Source organism: Vibrio sp. R10-SG3-ISO10 (assembly GCF_059834185.1).
The window spans coordinates 122,656-143,159 of sequence record NZ_JCBDHG010000024.1; the positions used below are offsets into that span (position 1 = coordinate 122,656).

The 20,504-nt window shown below is 45.7% G+C and carries 20 protein-coding genes; 11 read left to right on the top strand and 9 right to left on the bottom strand.

Going from position 1 to position 20,504, the window contains the following annotated elements:
• Positions 1–153 precede the first annotated feature (153 nt).
• The 5 genes from ffh to rplS all read left to right on the top strand — a co-directional run bounded on the left by ffh (position 154) and on the right by rplS (position 3,742).
• Positions 154–1,542, top strand: coding sequence for a signal recognition particle protein (gene ffh, locus AC6R16_RS20265; protein ID WP_004742592.1), 1,389 nt, complete (start codon positions 154–156; stop codon positions 1,540–1,542).
• Positions 1,543–1,749: 207 nt separating this feature from the next.
• Complete coding sequence (rpsP, locus tag AC6R16_RS20270) at positions 1,750–1,998, top strand: 30S ribosomal protein S16 (protein WP_004742593.1); 249 nt, start codon at positions 1,750–1,752, stop codon at positions 1,996–1,998.
• A 29-nt stretch (positions 1,999–2,027) separates the two neighbouring features.
• A complete protein-coding gene (gene rimM, locus AC6R16_RS20275; RefSeq protein WP_004742594.1) occupies positions 2,028–2,576 on the top strand; it encodes a ribosome maturation factor RimM in 549 nt (182 codons plus the stop codon).
• A 27-nt stretch (positions 2,577–2,603) separates the two neighbouring features.
• A complete protein-coding gene (gene trmD, locus AC6R16_RS20280) occupies positions 2,604–3,347 on the top strand; it encodes a tRNA (guanosine(37)-N1)-methyltransferase TrmD (RefSeq protein WP_500675544.1) in 744 nt (247 codons plus the stop codon).
• A 41-nt stretch (positions 3,348–3,388) separates the two neighbouring features.
• Positions 3,389–3,742, top strand: a complete 354-nt coding sequence (gene rplS / locus AC6R16_RS20285; protein ID WP_004742596.1) for a 50S ribosomal protein L19 — start codon at positions 3,389–3,391, stop codon at positions 3,740–3,742.
• Between the two features lie 364 nt (positions 3,743–4,106).
• Here rplS and yacG read toward each other — a convergent pair whose 3' ends face one another.
• The 8 genes from yacG to nadC form a co-directional block, all read right to left on the bottom strand.
• Positions 4,107–4,301 (bottom strand): DNA gyrase inhibitor YacG, encoded by a 195-nt coding sequence (yacG, locus tag AC6R16_RS20290; RefSeq protein ID WP_500675545.1) that lies wholly within the window; start codon positions 4,299–4,301, stop codon positions 4,107–4,109.
• 70 nt (positions 4,302–4,371) lie between these two features.
• Positions 4,372–5,112, bottom strand: a complete 741-nt coding sequence (gene zapD / locus AC6R16_RS20295) for a cell division protein ZapD (RefSeq protein WP_004742598.1) — start codon at positions 5,110–5,112, stop codon at positions 4,372–4,374.
• Positions 5,113–5,146: 34 nt separating this feature from the next.
• Complete coding sequence (gene coaE / locus AC6R16_RS20300; RefSeq protein ID WP_239850742.1) at positions 5,147–5,755, bottom strand: dephospho-CoA kinase; 609 nt, start codon at positions 5,753–5,755, stop codon at positions 5,147–5,149.
• Position 5,756: 1 nt separating this feature from the next.
• Positions 5,757–6,626, bottom strand: coding sequence for a prepilin peptidase (locus AC6R16_RS20305; RefSeq protein WP_500675546.1), 870 nt, complete (start codon positions 6,624–6,626; stop codon positions 5,757–5,759).
• A 58-nt stretch (positions 6,627–6,684) separates the two neighbouring features.
• The gene (locus AC6R16_RS20310; RefSeq protein WP_500675547.1) at positions 6,685–7,908 is read right to left on the bottom strand and encodes a type II secretion system F family protein; all 1,224 of its coding nucleotides are present in this window, start codon (positions 7,906–7,908) and stop codon (positions 6,685–6,687) included.
• A 10-nt stretch (positions 7,909–7,918) separates the two neighbouring features.
• Positions 7,919–9,610 carry a type IV-A pilus assembly ATPase PilB gene (gene pilB, locus AC6R16_RS20315; protein WP_500675548.1) on the bottom strand — a complete coding sequence of 564 codons (1,692 nt, stop codon included), beginning with the start codon at positions 9,608–9,610 and terminating at the stop codon, positions 7,919–7,921.
• A gap of 5 nt (positions 9,611–9,615) precedes the next feature.
• Positions 9,616–10,050: a type IV pilin protein gene (locus AC6R16_RS20320; protein ID WP_500675549.1), complete on the bottom strand. Its 435-nt coding sequence runs from the start codon at positions 10,048–10,050 to the stop codon at positions 9,616–9,618.
• 232 nt (positions 10,051–10,282) lie between these two features.
• Positions 10,283–11,170, bottom strand: a complete 888-nt coding sequence (nadC, locus tag AC6R16_RS20325) for a carboxylating nicotinate-nucleotide diphosphorylase (RefSeq protein ID WP_500639232.1) — start codon at positions 11,168–11,170, stop codon at positions 10,283–10,285.
• 131 nt (positions 11,171–11,301) lie between these two features.
• On the opposite strand from nadC, the gene ampD reads away from it, so the two are divergent.
• Positions 11,302–11,847, top strand: coding sequence for a 1,6-anhydro-N-acetylmuramyl-L-alanine amidase AmpD (gene ampD / locus AC6R16_RS20330; protein ID WP_500639233.1), 546 nt, complete (start codon positions 11,302–11,304; stop codon positions 11,845–11,847).
• 233 nt (positions 11,848–12,080) lie between these two features.
• Here the strand turns inward: ampD and fldB are convergent, their stop codons facing one another.
• Positions 12,081–12,602, bottom strand: a complete 522-nt coding sequence (gene fldB / locus AC6R16_RS20335) for a flavodoxin FldB (RefSeq protein ID WP_004742606.1) — start codon at positions 12,600–12,602, stop codon at positions 12,081–12,083.
• 163 nt (positions 12,603–12,765) lie between these two features.
• On the opposite strand from fldB, the gene xerD reads away from it, so the two are divergent.
• The 5 genes from xerD (at position 12,766) to aceE (ending at position 20,491) form a co-directional block, all read left to right on the top strand.
• Positions 12,766–13,662, top strand: a complete 897-nt coding sequence (xerD, locus tag AC6R16_RS20340) for a site-specific tyrosine recombinase XerD (protein WP_239850833.1) — start codon at positions 12,766–12,768, stop codon at positions 13,660–13,662.
• A gap of 40 nt (positions 13,663–13,702) precedes the next feature.
• A complete protein-coding gene (locus AC6R16_RS20345; RefSeq protein ID WP_500675550.1) occupies positions 13,703–14,455 on the top strand; it encodes a thioredoxin fold domain-containing protein in 753 nt (250 codons plus the stop codon).
• A gap of 96 nt (positions 14,456–14,551) precedes the next feature.
• Entirely contained in the window at positions 14,552–16,288 is a 1,737-nt protein-coding gene (recJ, locus tag AC6R16_RS20350; protein WP_500675551.1) for a single-stranded-DNA-specific exonuclease RecJ, read from the top strand.
• Positions 16,289–17,003: 715 nt separating this feature from the next.
• A complete protein-coding gene (gene pdhR / locus AC6R16_RS20355; RefSeq protein ID WP_004742610.1) occupies positions 17,004–17,771 on the top strand; it encodes a pyruvate dehydrogenase complex transcriptional repressor PdhR in 768 nt (255 codons plus the stop codon).
• A gap of 56 nt (positions 17,772–17,827) precedes the next feature.
• Complete coding sequence (gene aceE, locus AC6R16_RS20360) at positions 17,828–20,491, top strand: pyruvate dehydrogenase (acetyl-transferring), homodimeric type (protein ID WP_171324685.1); 2,664 nt, start codon at positions 17,828–17,830, stop codon at positions 20,489–20,491.
• Positions 20,492–20,504 lie beyond the last annotated feature (13 nt).

Here is a 20,504-nt window from a genome sequence, read left to right on the forward strand (position 1 = left end):
GCTATGACTTATCTCGCTCATTTGCGTGACTTGAGATATCAAAAGTTATCTAGGCAGTGTCAAGCATGGGTTGGCTAAGGTATACTCATAGTAATTTTTCGCCAATATTGACGGGCGAGCCTCCTTGCACACCGTCTGGGTAAAGAGACTAAGATGTTTGAGAATTTAACGGATCGCTTATCCAAAACGCTGAAAAACATCAGCGGTAAAGGTCGTCTGACCGAAGACAATATTAAAGAGACGTTGCGTGAAGTGCGTATGGCGCTTCTTGAAGCTGACGTTGCTCTTCCGGTTGTACGTGAATTTATTAAGCGTATTAAAGAGAGCGCCGTTGGGGTAGAGGTTTCGAAATCTCTAACACCAGGCCAAGAGTTCATTAAGATCGTTCAAGCTGAACTTGAAGCGGTGATGGGTGAGTCCAACGAAGCGCTTAACCTAGCTGCTCAGCCACCTGCTGTTGTATTAATGGCTGGTCTGCAGGGTGCAGGTAAAACCACTTCTGTTGGTAAGCTTTCAAAGTTATTAAAAGAGCGCGATAAGAAGAAAGTGCTGGTTGTATCTGCCGACGTTTACCGTCCTGCGGCGATCAAACAGCTAGAAACACTGGCTTCAGATGTGGGTGTTGATTTCTTCCCATCTTCAGCTGATCAAAAGCCGATTGATATCGCTAATGCCGCTATCGACCATGCGAAGAAGAAATTCTACGACGTACTTCTTGTCGATACGGCGGGTCGCTTAGCTGTTGATGAGCAGATGATGGCTGAGATTCAAGAGCTGCATACTGCGATTAACCCTGTTGAGACTCTGTTTGTTGTCGATGCGATGACAGGTCAAGATGCGGCGAACACGGCCAAAGCTTTCGGTGATACGCTGCCTCTAACGGGTGTGGTTCTGACCAAAGTAGATGGTGATGCACGTGGTGGTGCAGCGCTGTCGGTTCGCCATATCACTGGTAAACCAATCAAATTCCTCGGTGTTGGTGAGAAAACCGACGCACTAGAACCGTTCCACCCGGATCGTGTCGCATCTCGTATTCTTGGTATGGGTGACGTCCTGTCGCTTATCGAAGATCTGCAACGTAATGTTGACCAAGATAAAGCAGAGAAGCTGGCTAAGAAGTTTAAAGAGAAGAAAGGCTTTGACCTTGAAGACTTCCGTGAACAGCTTGGTCAGATGCAAAACATGGGCGGCATGATGGGGATGATGGACAAGCTACCAGGCATGAGCAATTTACCGGACAACGTGAAAGACAAAGTTGACGATAAGATGTTCAAGCAGATGGAAGCGATCATCAACTCGATGACGATGAAAGAGCGTCAGCGTCCTGAGCTCATTAAAGGCTCACGTAAGAAACGTATTGCCGCAGGTTCTGGTACCCAAGTACAAGACGTTAATCGCCTGCTTAAACAGTTCACTCAGATGCAGAAGATGATGAAGAAAATGCAGAAAGGTGGCATGAAAGGCATGATGCGCAACATGCAAGGCATGATGGGTGGTATGGGCGGAATGGGAGGCGGTGGCTTCAATCCATTTGGACGCTAATTTCACCCAGCAACAAAAAATTCAAGGTGTTAGCTAAGTCACAAACTTAAATCTCATTTTATGGTGGTGAAAAAGTAGCTAAATACCTTGCATTGCTCCGGAATAAGAGTAAAATTCCGGAGCTTTATTTTGGCACGAGCCCCAAACTGTTTAGCGATAAATGGTTTCTGGGGTTAATTTTATTTTTGAGAAAGCAAAGAGGACGACATGGTAACCATTCGTTTGGCACGTCACGGCGCTAAGAAGCGTCCATTTTATCAAATCGTAGTAGCGGACAGCCGCAATGCAGCAACTGGCCGTTTCATCGAGAAAGTTGGTTTCTTTAACCCAACTGCTCAAGGTCAAGAAGAAGGTCTACGTCTAGACCTAGATCGCGTTAACCACTGGGTTGGTCAAGGCGCATCTGTATCTGACCGCGTAGCTAAGCTAGTTAAAGACGCTCAAAAAGCGGCTTAATTCTTATTTTAAGAAGTAGAAATTAGCTTATGTCGATGAAAGGTAAAGAAACAATGAGCGATGACAAGATTGTTGTAGGCAAGTTTGGTGCTACTTATGGCATTCGCGGTTGGCTCAAGGTTTTTTCCTACACAGACAATACTGAAAGCATATTTGATTACGCACCTTGGTTTATTAAGCAAGGTGAAAAGTGGGTCGAGTACAAAGTAGAAAGCTGGAAGCGCCATAACAAAGGTTTGGTGGTAAAGCTGGAGGGTCTTGATGTGCGCGAAGAAGCGCAGCTCATGACTAACTTTGAAATCTCAATTGACCCTGCGGTATTACCAGAATTGCCATCAGACGAGTTCTATTGGCGTGATTTGATTGGTATGCAGGTAGTAACCGACAAAGGTTACGATCTAGGTGTCGTTTCCGACATGCTAGAAACTGGCTCCAACGATGTTCTCGTAATTAAAGCAAATCTAAAAGATGCTTTCGGACAAAAGGAACGATTAATTCCGTTCCTTGAAGAGCAAGTGATCAAAAACATTGATCGTGAAGCTCAACGGATCGAAGTTGACTGGGATCCTGGATTCTAAACTCCAAATTACCAGAGCGAGATAAACATGTGGGTTGGCGTAATTAGCCTATTTCCTGAAATGTTCCGTTCTGTTACTGATTTTGGAGTAACAGGTCAAGCGGTTAAAAAAGGTCTTTTGTCGATTGAGACTTGGAATCCTCGTGATTTCACGCACGACAAACATCGCACTGTTGATGATAGACCTTACGGTGGCGGCCCTGGCATGCTTATGATGGTTCAGCCTTTACGCGATGCTATCCACGCAGCCAAACAAGCGTCACCGGGTAAGACGAAAGTCATCTACCTTTCTCCTCAAGGTCGAAAACTTGACCAACAAGGAGTAGAGGAACTGGCAACAAACGAGAACTTGCTTCTTATTTGTGGCCGTTACGAAGGGGTAGATGAGCGTATCATTCAATCTGAAGTTGACGAAGAATGGTCAATTGGGGATTTTGTGATGACGGGTGGTGAAATACCAGCCATGACGTTGATTGATTCAGTGTCTCGGTTTGTTCCGGGTGTACTAGGAGATTTCGCGTCAGCAGAAGAAGACTCTTTTGCTAATGGCTTGCTAGATTGCCCTCACTATACGCGCCCTGAGGTGTTAGACGATAAAGAAGTACCTGCGGTACTCAAGTCTGGTAACCATAAGGACATTCGTCGCTGGCGACTAAAACAGTCGTTAGGCCGTACTTGGCTAAGAAGACCAGAGCTCCTGGAAAACCTAGCTCTGACTGACGAACAGGAACAATTACTGGCCGAGTTTATTAAAGAGGCCCGAGCTAAGTAACCTATTAAATTTAGTATCAGTTTATTCTAGGAATATTGAAAATGAGTAACATCATCAAGGCTCTTGAAGAAGAGCAAATGAAAAAAGACCTACCTAACTTCGCACCTGGTGACACAGTTGTTGTTCAAGTTAAGGTAAAAGAAGGTGACCGTGAGCGTCTACAGGCTTTCGAAGGCGTTGTAATCGCAATCCGTAACCGTGGTCTACACTCTGCATTCACTGTACGTAAGATTTCTAACGGTGAAGGCGTAGAGCGTACGTTCCAAACTCACTCTCCAATGGTTGATAGCATCGAAGTTAAACGCCGTGGTGCAGTACGTCGTGCCAAGTTGTACTACCTACGTGAGCGTTCTGGTAAGTCTGCTCGTATTAAAGAGAAACTTGCTAAGAAGTAATGCTATAACTAGCGTTCTCATAGTATTAGCGGAGACCAATCGGTCTCCGCTTTTTTATGCGCTTCGCTTAGAGAAGCGAGATTCGAGAACGGACTTCGTCCTATGGAGAGCGGGAGCGCTTCGCTTTTGGAAAGCGGGATCGGGCTTCGCCCTTCTGGAAAAGAGTGTTGACTACTCAACCAGAGCGGAACAACCTTAGTTATCCAGTTATCCAGTTATCCAGTTATCCAGTTATCCAGTTATCCAGTTATCCAGTTATCCAGCTCTCCCAAAAAGCAAAAAAGCCGATGCTCTAATCACATCAGCTTCTCTTTAATCTCGCAGCGCAGCGTTCTCGAATCTCGGAGCGTAGCGTTCCTTATTTTCAGTACTGATCTTCCGACCAGCCGTCAGCATCAGACATATCCGGTGCGCCGGGGATCGTGTTCTCTTCGTCAGCCCACTCGCCGAAATCAATCATCTGACACTGCTTACTGCAAAACGGGCGGAAAGGGCTCTGCTCGCCCCATGTAACATCTTGGCCGCATTGAGGGCAAGGAACGACGGTAATCTTAGACATGGTGTTTCTCTGAACTTAAACAAAGGTGAGGGCTTAGTATAGCTTGAATACGGAATCTATTGTTAGCTACTTAGCTACACACAGCGAGTTTGAACTCAACGTTAGCTACCGATGCTTGACCCGATTCAAACTCAATGAATTTTATCGCGAAGCGGTTCTTATGCCCTGAAATCATAGGGTAGACGCCAAAGTGCATCGGGATTTCTAAGCGAAGAATGTTAGCTTCATCGGCGTCACTTTGATAGAAACCTGAATTGGCTTGAATTGCTCGGAAGTGACCCGTTTCACGTGTGAGTTTAAGCCAAAGCTTGAGGGCTTCAGCGAGTGGTCTTAGGGTTGAAAGCCACTGAGATGCATCGGCTTTTTTATTTTCAAGTGGTAGGTGTAGCCAGTGATGAAGTGCTGGTAGGTCAAAGCAGCATGAACCGCCTGGGAGATTGAAACGTTGCCTAATCGCGCTTAGGAAGCGGTCTTCCTTAAGACTTTGTCCGAAACGTTCAGCACCCATTAGATCACTGTGTACCGCGTCGACTTCATTTAAGATATTCTGCAGCATATCTTGATCAACTCCCTCGACATTGAGCCAAGAGCGGTACGTTAATCTTTGCTTTTCGATATCTTTGGCTAGCTCGCTCTTGAGCTGAATTTGCTCGAAGATTTCAAGCAGATCAAACAAGGAGCGATAGAAAATTAGATGCTGCATATCATCACTAAACTGAGCTGCTACATCTAGTTGATTCAGCAAGGCTTCAACTCGGAGGTAAATTCGAGTTTTCTCGTTCAGTGGATGTTCAAAATAATGCGTGGTCATCAATATGCGGCTCTGTATTCTTCAACCTTTATTCTCACCGATTTTCCCTACTGATTTCTAGGAACTTTTTATGTAATTCTGTGATTTGAGGCAAAAGTTTTTGGTTTTCTGTATTATTTTTAATCACATAATCCGCTATGGCCAATCTCTGCTCTCGCGTTGCTTGAGAAGAGAGAATAGCTTTCGCTTGAACGGCATCAACTTGGTCTCGCTCAACGGTGCGCTGAATTTGCGTTTGTTCTTCAACATCAACCACTAGCACCTTATCTGCGAGTGCCTGCAGGTTGTTCTCTACCATTAAAGGGATGACCAGCAAGGCATAGTCCGATTGCACTTGAGCAAGTTCAGCAAGCATTCTAGTTCTAATCATAGGATGAAGAAGATTGTTCAACCATTCCTTTTGGCTCGGATCGCTAAAGATGATTTCTCTTAGTGTTGCACGATCTAATGTTCCATCTTGTTGAATAACGCTTTGACCAAAGTGTTGCTCAATGGCCTTTAAGCCTTGGCTTTTGGGCTCAACCACTTGCCTAGCAACAATGTCAGCATCCACAATCTCAATACCAAACTCTTGATGGAATAAGTCTGCAACCGTTGTTTTACCACTGGCTATGCCACCAGTCACACCAATAACTAGTGCCATGTTAGATTCCTAAAAAGTTACTTAAATACCAATTGAGAATGTCATTTCCCCACATCATGCTCAACCAACCTGCAATAGCTAAATAAGGACCGAAGGGGAAGGCTTTGTCGATTCCTTGGCTTTTCAATTTGAGCTGAATGAGACCAAAGATTAAGCCAACTAAAGAAGAGAGCAAAATGATCATTGGCAAATACTGCCAACCAAGCCAAGCGCCCAAGGCGGCAAGCAATTTAAAGTCTCCGTAACCCATTCCTTCTTTGCCTGTGGCTAGCTTAAACAGCCAGTAAACTGACCATAAAGCAAGATAGCCAGCCATTGCACCGATCACCGCGTCTTGTAGAGATACAGGGCTAATCCCAATCAGTGCGAGTGCAATTCCTGCCCAAGTTAGAGGAAGAGTGAGTTGGTCTGGCAGCAGCATGGTATCGAGATCAATAAAGGTCGCCGCGATAAGAGTAAAGGTGAAAAACAGTAAGGCAATCGAGAAGTAGCTCAACGCAAACTGATTGGCGATAGCAAAGCATAAGCCTGCTGATAGGACCTCAATTAAAGGGTAGCGTATGCTTATTTTATTATCGCATTGACGACATTTCCCTTTCAGTATCAGCCAACTAACAACAGGAATGTTGTCAATCATGCGAATGGGGGTATCGCATTTGGGGCAAGTTGAATTTGGAACGCTGAGGTTGTAAGTCCCTTCTGGGGGGGATATCTGGTATTCAGGAAAGCTTTCCGCACATTCTGCTCGCCATTCACGTTCCATGATGATCGGTAGGCGATGGATAACCACGTTTAAAAAGCTGCCTACGATAAGACCAAACAATGTTGCTAGTGTAGGAAAAAGCCAAGGGTAATAGTCAAAAACGTCCATAAAGTAGGTACAGCTCTTTAAGTAAAAGCATTCAGTTCAATTAGATAAGCCTTGTATCTTATCCTAAGACACTCATCAAATTAAAGATAGGTAAATACATTGCGACAATCAGACCACCGACAACAATACCTAGAAAGATGATAATCGCAGGCTCTATGATCTTACCAAGATTACCAACCGTGTCATCGATCTCAAACTCATACACATCGGCAACTTTGTGTAGCATTTCTCCGAGCCGACCTGACTCTTCACCTATCATTATCATCTGCAAAACCATTTCGGGAAAACAGTCAGAGTTGCGCAGTGAAAGATACAGCGGCATGCCCGCTGTGACATCGAGCAAAGCCGCTTTGATTGCTTGATGATAATGCTGGTTACCAACCGTTTTAGCGGAGGCTCTTATACCTTCTAGAATTGGGATTCCGGCGTTAAAGCTAGTGGCAAGTGTCCGGCTAAATTTAGCAATTGCCGCTTTAGTCAAGATGTTGCCGAGGAGCGGGATCTTGAGTAGGGTACGACTAAACAGTAATTGAAGTCGGTATGATTTTGTTAAACCGAGCTTAATGACCCCTAACATCAGCATCAATCCAAGTAAGCTAGGCCCCGAATAGGTTTGTAGCCAAGTGGATAAGGCCAGCACTTGTTGGGTAAGCCAAGGTAACTCAGCACCAAAGCCTGCAAACATGGTTTCAAATTGAGGTATCACCATCGTCAGCATTAGATACGTAACAGCGAAAGCCGTGGTCATCACCATAGTGGGATAGATGAGCGCTTTGGTTACCTTGGTGTTTAGTCGTTGCGATTTTTCCCGATAGTCAGCAATACGTTGGAGTACTTCCGCTAAGTTGCCAGACTGCTCTCCAGTAGCAACGAGGTCGGTGTAAAGGCTATCGAATAGTGGGCTAGCGGCGCCTAAGCTCTGAGATAGCGGGTTTCCTGATTCTACCTCCTTGCTTATGTAGCTTAAGACCGATTTCATCTCAGCTTTGGGGTGGTTAAGAGTAATAAGCTTGAATGCTTGAAGAAGTGGCACTCCGGTCGCAAGCATAGTGCTCAATTGTCTAGTGAGCAAAGTGATGTCTTTCTTTTTGACTCTTTGCGTTAGGCGAGTGACTAGAGACAGTGACTTTCTTCTTAGAGATTTAACACGGATCGCTTGCTCACTCAGTCTAATCTTTACTTCGTTGTCATTTAAGGCGAGCGTAGAGCCAGAGACGAGCTTTCCTCGCTGGTTAACCCCTTTCCAGCGATACTGTTTGAGCTGATGAGATGTTGCTTTCATTTCAGATCACCTACAAGTAAAGAACACGTTGCAACTCTTGGTAACTGGTGATTCCTGCGAGTAGTTTCTCCGTTCCAGACTCTTTAAGCGTCTGCATTCCTTGCTTTATCGCGACCTTTTCGATGGCTTTAGCATCCGCCTCTTGATTGATGGCTTGCACTAACTCGTCGTCTATCTGCATTACTTCATAGATTCCGGTTCGCCCAAAATAGCCTTGATTGCATTCACTGCACCCTTGCTCATTCGCAGAAAAAACCACGCTGTTGTTTGCTAGTTCCAGTTGTTGGCAGTGTGTATCGGGCAAGGTTTGCTGCTGCTTACAATGGTTACACAGCTTTCGTGCCAAACGTTGGGCAATGATTAAGCTCAGTGATGAAGAGACATTGAATGGGGAGATGCCCATATGTTGCAAGCGAACGACGCTTTCGGCAGCCGAGTTTGTATGCAATGTTGATAGCACTAGGTGACCTGTTTGTGCCGCTTTGACTGCGATTTCAGCCGTTTCAAGGTCGCGTATCTCACCGACCATGACAATATCCGGGTCTTGGCGTAGAAAGGCGCGCAACGCTTGGGCGAAGTCTAATCCAATTTTTGGGTTGATTTGAACTTGGTTAACGCCCGCTAAATTAATTTCCACCGGGTCTTCTGCGGTTGCAATGTTCACTTGTGGGGTATTGAGCATGTTTAACCCCGCATAAAGTGAGACTGTCTTACCGCTGCCCGTTGGCCCGGTCATCAAAATCATGCCTTGGGGTTTGCTCAGTGCTTTTTGATACAAAGCTTGTTGGTGTTGGTTGTACCCTAGTGATTGAATGTCTAACTCGGCACTGCTGCTATCAAGAAGACGTAGCACTATCTTCTCGCCCCACAGGGTTGGTAGGGTTGAAATTCGAATATCAACAGCGGTACTTGCACTTAGTTGAAGCTTGATGCGCCCATCTTGAGGTAAGCGGCGCTCAGCGATATCGAGTTTGGCGATGATCTTTAGTCTTGCGGATAAACGGCGACTTAATGTATGGCTAGGTTGTTGAGTCTCAATCAAGATGCCATCGCAGCGAAAGCGCACACGATAAGAGGCTTCATACGGTTCAAAGTGAATGTCAGACGCCTTTTTCCTGACCGCATCCAATAAGATTTGATTGATATAACGGCTGACTGGTGAGTTATCACTACTCAGGTCTTCGACTGGGTTAATCTCATCATTAGAGAGCTCGACTAAGCTGACGAGCTCTTGTTCGCTCAGCTCTTTTGTATGACCCGCTTCTTCACCACAGATCGCACTGCCATACAAGCGACGTACCGCGCCATTGAGCTGCTTTACGTCAGCTAAAACTAACTCAATCTGCTTTCCGGTCGCAAAGCGAAACTCTTCTTCGATTGCGATATTGGTCGGGTCGGTAACGGCGATAAGCAGTTGGTGTTCACTTTGCCGAATAGGTACCGCGCGGGAGCGGGTGATCAGTTCACGTAGGCCTAAGTTGTGGCATACCGTTTGATAGTCGTAATTGGCGAAGTCGATGATGGGTAAGGCAAAAATTCGCGAGAGTTGTGAGGCTAGCTCTGCATGGGTGAGCCAACCTCGCTCTATTATCGCTTCGGCTACAGTAAGATTTGTGTCCTTAACCATTTCCACCAACTGAGCTTCTTGAACAGGATCAAGGAGCTCAGCTTGGCGCAAAATAGAGGGTAGGTTGGTTAGCATATTGCTTATGAGCATCCATCTAGAGAAGGAACTGCTCCCGCGTTTGCGCAAGACCAACCGGTACTCGGATCTCGAGAATAGGTAATGGTGTCACTGCTTCCCATTGAGCTGTCGGAATCGAATGTGAACTTTAATGTTGGAACAGCTGCTGAACCTGTTCCAGTTATTGCTGAGGCAATGGTTCCTAAATTATTAGCGCCGCTATCGATGCCTAAATTAGATAAAGCTGCGGCCGATGCGGTGCCGTTTTCTTGATAGAAAACTTCAGCTGGCGTAATCAGGCTTTTTAACGTCGCTAGCGCTGAAGCCGCCTCAGATTTCCTAACATAGTCTTGATAAGCTGGTATTGATATTGACGCAAGCACGCCAATAATTGCTACCACAATCATCAACTCAATTAAGGTAAAGCCTTTGGTTTTGCGGCTTTGTAAACTTTGCATATTTCTCTCCATAGATAAAAGACGAATTGTCCGGAGAGAGTATTGAATGGGCTGCTAAGCAGAAATGTTGGTACAGGTTGTTTCCGAGTAAGTTAGGAAAAAATAGTCCTTAGTTTCATATCAAGTACAATTTGATCCGAGCTAGGGCATGAGTTTAGGTAGGTTAAATACAAAAATAGAGGCTTGGAGCCTCTATTTTTCTTTGATAATGCGTCTGTTCTTCAGCTGATAGCTACTTAAAGCGCATGGATAAATCCATTGCTTTTAGGTGTTTAGTCAGAGCGCCAACCGAGATGTAGTCAACGCCAGTCTCAGCGTATTCGCGAATAGTCTCTAGTGTCACATTGCCCGAGTTTTCTAGTGCAGCGCGGCCTGCGTTAATTTTTACTGCTTCACGCATCATATCGGTGGTGAAGTTATCGAGCATAATGATATCGGCACCTGCTTCAATCGCTTCTTGCAGTTCTTCAAGGCTCTCTGTTTCGACCTCAACCGGCTTGCCTGGGTTGAGTTCTTTGGCCGTTTTAATGGTTTGAGAAATACCACCGTTAGCAATAATGTGGTTCTCTTTGATTAGGTAAGCGTCAAACACACCGATACGATGGTTAAAGCCACCGCCACAGGCAACAGCGTACTTTAATGCACTACGTAGACCAGGAATGGTTTTGCGGGTATCAAGTAGGCGACAACCAGTGCCTTCAATTTTTTCAGCATATTCAGCTACGGCCGTAGCACAGCCAGAAAGAGTCTGGATAAAGTTCATTGCATTGCGCTCACCAGTAAGAAGAGCACGAGAAGGGCCTGAAAGCGTACACAGTACTTGGTTAGGCGCTACTTTATCACCATCTTCCACATTCCACTCAATCTGTACTTCGCCGCCTAGCTGTTTAAACACTTCGTTAGCCCAAGCTTTGCCGCAAAAAACACCATGTTCACGAGTGATAATGGTTGCTTCGTTATGTGCATCTGCTGGGATTAGACTTGCGGTAATATCTGCGGCAGGGTCTAGAGTACCACCCAGATCTTCCTTGATGGTATCCGCGACAGCGCGGGAGATCTCTAAAGGAAGTTGCTGTTTCAAATATTCGAGACGTTCTTGGCTATTGTGTGTGTTTTTCATCGCAAATCTAATACGCAGTTGGACAAGAGGTGGGCATGATACGCTGACTGAGTGTGAAATTCAGCCATTAATCTCGCATTTCATCGCCAAAGGGATAAAATCAGAGAGTTAGTCATGATAATGAGCCGCTTATGATCGATGAAAATGGTTGGTACAACAAAGCTAGACAGGTGCCATCACCTTTTTTTGACCACAGAACAGACGCTACAGACATTTCTCTTTTGGTTGTGCATAACATCAGCTTACCGCCGGGTCAGTTTGGTGGTCCGTATATTGAACAGTTTTTTACTGGGCAACTAGACCCGAATGAACATCCGTTCTTTGAAGTGATCCATAATATGGGTGTTTCGGCTCATTGCTTGATCAGACGTGATGGGGAAGTGGTTCAGTTTGTGCCGTTTATTGCCAGAGCATGGCACGCAGGTGTCTCGAGCTTTGCCGGGCGAGATAAGTGCAATGACTACTCTATCGGCATTGAGTTGGAGGGTAGCGACTACGTTGCCTACACTGATGCGCAATACCAAGCTCTAACGGAGTTAACCAAGCAGATTCAAGTCAGCTACCCGAAAATCACCTTACCGCGCATTACTGGCCACCAGTACATTGCGCCACTGCGAAAAACCGATCCAGGTTTGGTGTTTGATTGGGGGAGATTTAGGGGCGGGCTGCGCCCTTAGAAATAGGAACGAGCTTCGCTCTTTGAGAACACTGCGTTCCGAGAATCGAGACCGGACTTCGTCCTTCGAGAGTTATTAGTTCCCACATCCCGATTCCATAAGCGAAGCGTTCCTAAATAAAAAGGATTGACACATAGTGCCAACCCCTTAATTTTTCTCGCTTCTCGCTTCTCGCTTCTCGCTTCTCGCTTCTCGCTTCTCGCTTCTCGCTTCTCGCTTCTCGCTTCTCGCTTCTACAGCGTCTCTTGATACTCAACCAAAATCTGCTCAACCCAAGTGGCGATACGTTCATCGCTCAGTTCATATTGGGAATCTTCATCAAGTGCTAAGCCGACAAATTGACTGCCATCTTCGGTTAGGGCTTTTGAGGCTTCAAACTCGTAGTTCTCGTCGTTTGGCCAGTAACCAACAAAGTTAGCTCCGGTCTTTTTCAGCTCGTGGTGCAAGAGTCCCATTGCATCCAGATACCACTCGCCATAGCCTTCTTGATCGCCTAAGCCGAATAGTGCGACGGTTTTGCCATTTAGCGATACGCCATCGATTTGATCCCATAACTCATTCCAGTCTTCTTGGATCTCACCAAAATCCCAAGTCGAAATGCCGATAATCAGAAAATCATAATCTTCCATCAAAGAGAGTGGTGACTCTTTAACGTTGTGAATATCAACGAGGTCTTCACCAATGATAGCGCGGATTTTTTCTGCCGCCATTTCGGTGTAACAAGTTGTTGAGCCGTAAAATAGACCGATTTTCATAGCATTGTTTTATATTTTGAGAATTGATGGTGAATTCTAACCACAAAATGGCGAGCTTTGCAGCGAATATCCACTTTCACTAGCAATTTTTATAGCTTTATTGTTTTGTGGCACTTACATTTGACCGCAGAAAAAATTTTTGAGGTTTGCCGTGTCACAACAAATGTCGCCTGACCAAGGGCTAGTGGAACAGTTTTTAGATGCGATGTGGATGGAGCGGGGCTTATCTGAAAACACCCTTGCCTCATACCGAAATGATCTCTCAAAGCTAATCCAGTGGATGACCGCCAATAATTATCGTCTCGACTTTATCAGTTTGTCTGGGCTGCAAGACTATCAGACTTGGTTGGTTGATGAAGGTTATAAGCAAACTTCACGAGCAAGAATGTTGTCCGCGATTCGGCGCCTGTTTCAGTACTTGCATCGTGAGAAAGTTCGCAGTGATGATCCGAGTGCGCTACTGGTAAGCCCAAAACTACCCAAACGCCTACCTAAAGATCTGACCGAAGAACAAGTGGATGCGTTGCTTAATGCACCGGATCCGAATGATCCGATGGAGCTGCGCGATAAAGCCATGCTTGAACTGCTATATGCGACCGGATTGCGAGTTACTGAGTTAGTCAGCCTGACAATGGAAAACGTCAGCTTGCGTCAAGGCGTTGTTCGGGTAACGGGTAAAGGTGGTAAAGAGCGTTTGGTGCCGATGGGAGAAAATGCCGTTGAATGGATTGAAACTTTTATCCACCAAGGCAGGTCTGAATTACTTGGAGAGACAACCTCTGATGTGGTGTTTCCAAGCAAACGCGCGCGACAAATGACTCGCCAGACGTTTTGGCATCGTATAAAGCACTACGCGGTGATAGCTGGGATTGATACTGAGCTACTTTCTCCTCACGTGCTAAGACACGCTTTTGCGACCCATTTGTTGAACTACGGCGCAGACTTACGTGTAGTACAGATGCTTTTGGGGCATAGTGACTTGTCTACAACACAAATTTATACTCATGTAGCAACTGAACGATTGAAACAGCTACACAGTGAGCATCACCCAAGGGCTTAAGCGCTCATGGTTATAACTAAATCGATTTAAGGTGAATTGAATGAGCGTATTACGCCGAATGACTCTACTTACATTGCCATTTCTACTTGCTACACAAACCGTATCTGCAGGCGATGTGAAATTTGATAAAGCACAGCTAGAAGAACATTTTGCCAAGCTTGGATTGGAAGTGAAGGACGTTGTTCCAGCTGATATTGATGGCTTAGTTGAAATACAAACCAATGGCGGAATCCTGTTTGCTTCACCAAATGGCGAGTACTTTATCACAGGTACCTTGTACAAGCTGGACTCAAATGGCAAATACGAAGATGTGCTGGCTAAACGCCAAGCGCCAATCAATGCGGCGAAAATTGAAGCCTTTAAAGACAGCATGATTGAGTTTAAAGCTAAAGATGAGAAGTACGTGATCTCTGTGTTCACTGATATTACATGTGGCTACTGTGTTCGACTTCATAGTCAGATGAAAGACTACAATGACCTAGGGATTACTATTCGTTACCTTGCTTATCCTCGTCAGGGTGCGACAGGCTCAGTCGCTGATCAAATGGCATCGATTTGGGGCGCAGAAGACCCACAATCCGCGATGCATAACGGTAAGGTAAAGCGTGAGTTCCCTGAAAAGAGTAAAGACTTTGCTAAGTATCAGCAGATTATTCAGGACCACTATGCGTTAGGCCGTGAACTGGGAATCAGTGGTACGCCAGCGATCTTCTTACCTAATGGTGAGATGGTGGGTGGTTACTTGCCACCAGAGCAGATGCTGCAACGCCTGCAACAAACTCCAAAGTCGTAACTTAAACGAATCAAGTAACCAAACTAAATATCCTCAGTTTAGTTTGGTTGCTGCTATGATTGTCCCACTTAACTTATCATCATCCGATCTATTGCCATGATTGAAATCCAACGTCGTCCTGAACCTGATTTATCCTCTCTGCCAGATACTATTGCGCCTTTACTTAAACGTATCTACGCCAGTCGAGGTATCACATCGCAGCAGCAACTAGATACTACAGCGCGTGCGTTGCATTCCTATCAAAAACTGCATGGCATTGAAGCGGCGGTTGAGCTGTTATTTGAGTCTATTCAGCACAACAAGCGGATAATCGTGGTGGGTGATTTTGATGCAGATGGGGCGACAAGTTCGGCTTTGTCTGTGTTGGCGCTAAGGATGTTAGGTTCGAATAATGTCGACTACCTAGTCCCAAATCGTTTTGAAGATGGCTATGGCCTAAGTCCTGAGGTTGTTGATCAAGCGATTGAGATTGGCGCTGAAGTGATTATGACCGTCGACAATGGGGTCTCTTCGATTGATGGTGTGCGCTATGCGAAAGAACAGGGATTGAAGGTATTGGTGACTGACCACCACTTACCTGGTCATGAGCTGCCGAATGTTGATGCCATGGTCAATCCCAACCTCCAAGAGTGCGCGTTTCCCTCCAAGGCTTTAGCTGGCGTTGGCGTTGCCTTTTACTTGATGATGGCGCTTTGCGTTCATATGCGTAAAACCGGCTGGTTTGCCGAGCAAGGGATGGCAGAACCTAAGTTAATGGAGTTGATTGACTTAGTAGCACTCGGTACGGTTGCTGATGTTGTACCTCTAGATGAAAACAATCGTATTTTGGTTCATCAAGGTTTGCAGAGAATTAGGGCAGGTAAAGCGCGCCCGGGCATTCAAGCTCTGATAGAAGTGGCGAAGCGAGATTCCCGTCGCTTGGTGGCTTCTGATTTTGGTTTCGCGTTAGGGCCGCGTATCAACGCCGCAGGTCGTTTGGATGATATGTCGTTTGGTGTTGAGCTATTAATGGCAAACAACATTCATGCTGCACGCCGTATGGCGAGCGAGTTAGACGGCTTGAACCAAACTCGTAAAGAAATTGAAGAGGGAATGAAGCAAGAAGCGATGGCTTTTTGTGAACGTCTGCAGTTCGGCGATCAAGATATGCCTCATGGCTTAGTGCTTTTTCAGCGTGATTGGCATCAGGGCGTGATTGGTATTTTAGCCTCACGCATCAAAGAGAAGTTTCACCGTCCTGTGATTGCTTTTGCTGATGGTGGTGAAGGTTCGATTAAAGGCTCATGCCGCTCGATACCGGGTCTGCATATGCGTGACACCTTAGATCGCATCGATACCCAGAACCCAGGTTTGATACTCAAGTTCGGTGGGCACGCGATGGCAGCGGGTCTAACCATTTTGGAGAAAGATTTTGAACGCTTCTCTAAACTGTTTGATGAAGCAGTAAAACAGGACTTAGATGAAGCGGCACTGAAAGGTGTGATTTTGTCTGATGGCGAACTCAAGCCAGAAGAGTTCTCTATGCATGTCGCCGAGATGCTTCGTGCTGGTGGACCTTGGGGGCAAGCTTTCCCAGAACCTCTGTTCGACGGTGAATTTAAAGTGCTTCATCAGAAGCTAGTTGGCGAAAAGCACCTGAAACTTATGCTAGAACCTCTACACAAAGGTCATCCAACCAATATCATGATTGATGGTATTGCATTCAACGTTGATCTGCGCCGCTGGCCTGATGCTTCAGTAAAAACGGTGCGTCTAGCGTATAAGCTCGACATTAATGAGTTCCGCGGCAATCAATCGTTGCAGCTGATGATTGATCATTTAGAGGCGAAGTAGAATACGGGCATAGCCCTACAGAACGCGTTGCTCCGAGATCGGGCTACGCCCGCGAGAATCGGGAACGGGCTCCGCCCTTCGAGAAAAGAGTCTTACGACTATTTCTGATTCTTCTGCTGGGTTGTTCCATAGATCGAGTAAGGGGTCTATTCGCTTTAAGAGATCCCCAATTCGTTCGTGCCTCACTCTTGAGGATGACGTTGTTTGGGATGGCCTGATGTACAAGCGGTCATTCTATAGAACGACGAAAGAGCGAGTAGGGAATCTTTATGTTCTCGACTGGCTATCATAATCCTCAACTCACACGTCTCTTGTTCTTGAGGATGAATGTTCTAAATCAAAGTAAAAGGGTTGACGAACAAACCTCGACCTTCAAAATCAATCTCGTTTCTCGTTTCTCGTTTCTCGTTTCTCGTTTCTCGTTTCTCGCAACTTCCCATCTTTTCACGACATATTCTGTTCATATTCCTTTAAAACTTACCAATTAAACTGTGATGCCTAGCACGGTTTATTCCCATCTGTTTATATTTTGTAATTGGTCAGACCAATTTGATTGCTGTTTTAATCAGCTATTGTTATCAAAGTGTTGGTACATGACTCGTTCTATGATTTGGGTCAATTTTTGTCTGGAACTTGCGTTTTAATTATGTTAATTTTCTCGCCAACTTAAAATTGGTATTACCAATTGACTGCAAAGAGTAGAAGAAAAACAACTATGGCTTATCAAAGGATTCGTCAGCCAAAACTTTCTGATGTGATTGAACAAGAGTTAGAAAGGCTGATTGTGGAAGGAACATTGTCTCCGGGGCAGCAGCTGCCTCCAGAGCGCGAACTGGCAAAACAGTTTGATGTTTCCCGTCCTTCAATCCGAGAAGCGATACAACGTTTAGAAGCTAAACGTCTTCTTACTCGCCGTCAGGGTGGTGGCACTTTTGTTAGCGAGAACATCTGGACCAGCTTTTCAGATCCTCTGCTAAATTTATTGTCTAGCCACTCCGAAACTCAGCTGGATTTACTGGAAACGCGTCATGCGATGGAAGGTATAGCCGCTTACTTTGCAGCAGTTCGTGGTACCGAGGAAGACTTCGCTCGTATTCAGGCTTGCCTGAAAAACATCAGTGAAGAGCAAACTAAGAAGAATGTCGAAGCAGAATCAGCTGCGGTTATGCAGTTTTTGATCGCTTTAACTGAAGCTGCCCATAACGTGGTACTTCTGCACATTGTTCGCAGCCTTGCCCCTTTGCTAGAGCAGAATGTCTTGCAGAATTTAAAGCTCTTACATCGCCGCGATGAAGTGGTCGAAAAAGTAAGTAAACACCGAGCTAATATTGTGGATGCGATTGTTTCTGGTCAGCCTGAAAAGGCGCGTGAAATGTCTCACTCACACTTAGCTTATATTGAAGAAACATTGTTGGATTTGACTCGTGAAGAGTCTCGCAGAGAGCGTTCTTTGCGTCGAATTCAGCAAGGTAACGATTCTTAAAACAAGAAACGGTTACTTTAAATAAGTAGATCCAACCAATAGAAGGATAGATCGCCATGTCTGATATGAAGCATGACGTAGATGCACTGGAAACTCAAGAATGGCTACAAGCACTTGAGTCAGTTGTACGTGAAGAAGGTGTAGAACGTGCTCAGTTCCTACTAGAGCAAGTTCTAGACAAAGCACGTCTAGACGGTGTTGATATGCCAACAGGTATCACAACGAACTACATCAACACGATTCCTGCAGATCAAGAACCAGCTTACCCAGGTGACACAACTCTTGAGCGCCGTATTCGTTCCATCATCCGTTGGAACGCAATCATGATCGTTCTACGTGCATCTAAGAAAGACTTAGAGCTAGGCGGCCACATGGCGTCTTTCCAGTCTTCTGCTGCATTCTACGAAGTATGTTTCAACCACTTCTTCCGCGCTCCAAACGAGACGGACGGTGGCGATCTAGTATACTACCAAGGTCACATCTCACCAGGTATCTACTCTCGTGCATTCGTTGAAGGTCGTCTAACTGAAGAGCAGCTAGATAACTTCCGTCAAGAAGTAGACGGTAAAGGTATTCCATCATACCCACACCCTAAACTGATGCCTGAGTTCTGGCAGTTCCCAACAGTTTCTATGGGTCTAGGTCCTATTTCTGCGATCTACCAAGCGCGTTTCCTTAAGTACCTAGACGGTCGTGGTATGAAAGATACGTCGGCTCAGCGTGTATACGCATTCCTAGGTGACGGTGAGATGGATGAGCCAGAATCACGTGGTTCACTATCTTTCGCGGCGCGTGAGAAGCTAGACAACCTGTGTTTCCTAGTTAACTGTAACCTACAGCGTCTAGATGGCCCTGTAATGGGTAACGGTAGCATCATCCAAGAGCTAGAAGGCCTATTCAAAGGTGCTGGCTGGAATGTTGTTAAAGTTATCTGGGGTAGCAACTGGGATGCACTACTTGCTAAAGATACGTCTGGCAAGCTTCTACAGCTAATGAACGAAACTGTAGATGGTGACTACCAAACATTCAAATCTAAAGACGGTGCTTACGTACGTGAACACTTCTTTGGTAAGTACCCAGAGACAGCTGCACTAGTTGCAGACATGACTGATGACGAAATCTTCGCACTTAAGCGTGGTGGTCACGAGTCTTCTAAGCTGTACGCAGCATACAAAAACGCGGCAGAAACTAAAGGTCGTCCAACAGTAATCCTAGCTAAGACTGTTAAAGGTTACGGCATGGGTGAAGCGGCTGAAGGTAAGAACATCGCGCACCAAGTTAAGAAGATGGACATGACTCACGTACTACACCTACGTGATCGTCTAGGTCTTCAAGACATCCTAACTGACGAAGCGGTTAAAGAGCTTCCGTACCTGAAACTTGAAGAAGGTTCTGCGGAATACGAATACCTACACGCTCGTCGTAAAGAACTAAAAGGTTACACGCCACAGCGTCTACCTAAGTTCACTCAAGAATTCAAAGTACCTGAGCTAGAAGAGTTCGCACCGCTACTAAGTGAGCAAAAGCGTGATATCTCTACAACTATGGCTTACGTTCGTACTCTTAACATCCTGCTTAAGAACAAGAACATTGGTAAGAACATCGTTCCTATCATCTGTGACGAAGCACGTACGTTCGGTATGGAAGGTCTATTCCGTCAGATCGGTATCTACAACCCGCACGGTCAGGAATACACACCAGAAGATAAAGGCATTGTTTCTTACTACAAAGAAGCGACATCTGGTCAGGTACTACAAGAAGGTATCAACGAGCTAGGCTCTATGGCATCTTGGGTTGCTGCTGCTACTTCTTACAGCACAAACGATCTGCCAATGATCCCGTTCTACATCTACTACTCTATGTTCGGTTTCCAACGTGTTGGCGACATGGCGTGGATGGCTGGTGACCAACAAGCTCGTGGTTTCCTACTAGGTGCTACTGCTGGTCGTACAACGCTAAACGGTGAAGGTCTACAGCACGAAGATGGTCACTCGCACATCATGGCGAACACAGTACCTAACTGTATCTCTTACGATCCAACATTCGCATACGAAGTTGCAGTTATCATGCAAGACGGTATCCGTCGCATGTACGGTGAGAACCAAGAGAACGTGTTCTACTACCTAACTGTGATGAACGAAAACTACGCAATGCCAGCAATGCCAGAAGGCGCTGAAGAAGGCATCCGTAAGGGTATCTACAAGCTTGAGTCTTACGCAGGTGACAAGTCTAAAGTTCAGCTAATGGGCTCAGGTACTATCATGAACGAAGTACGTAAAGCAGCGACTATCCTAAGCGAAGAGTACGGCATCGCTTCTGACGTGTTCTCTGTAACGTCGTTCAACGAGCTAACTCGTGACGGTCAAGACGCAGAGCGTTACAACATGCTTCACCCAGAAGGCGAAGCAAAAGTACCTTACATTGCACAAGTAATGGGTACTGAGCCAGCTATCGCAGCGACTGACTACATGAAGAACTACTCTGAGCAAGTTCGCGCGTTCATGCCTTCTGAGTCATACAAAGTGCTGGGTACAGATGGTTACGGCCGTTCTGATAGCCGTGAGAACCTACGTCGTCACTTCGAAGTTAACGCAGGCTACGTGGTAGTTGCAGCGCTAACTGAACTAGCTAAGCGTGGTGATGTTGAGAAGTCAGTAGTAACTGAAGCTATTGCTAAGTTCGACATCGACACTGAAAAAACTAACCCGCTATACGCTTAATTAAGAAGGTAAA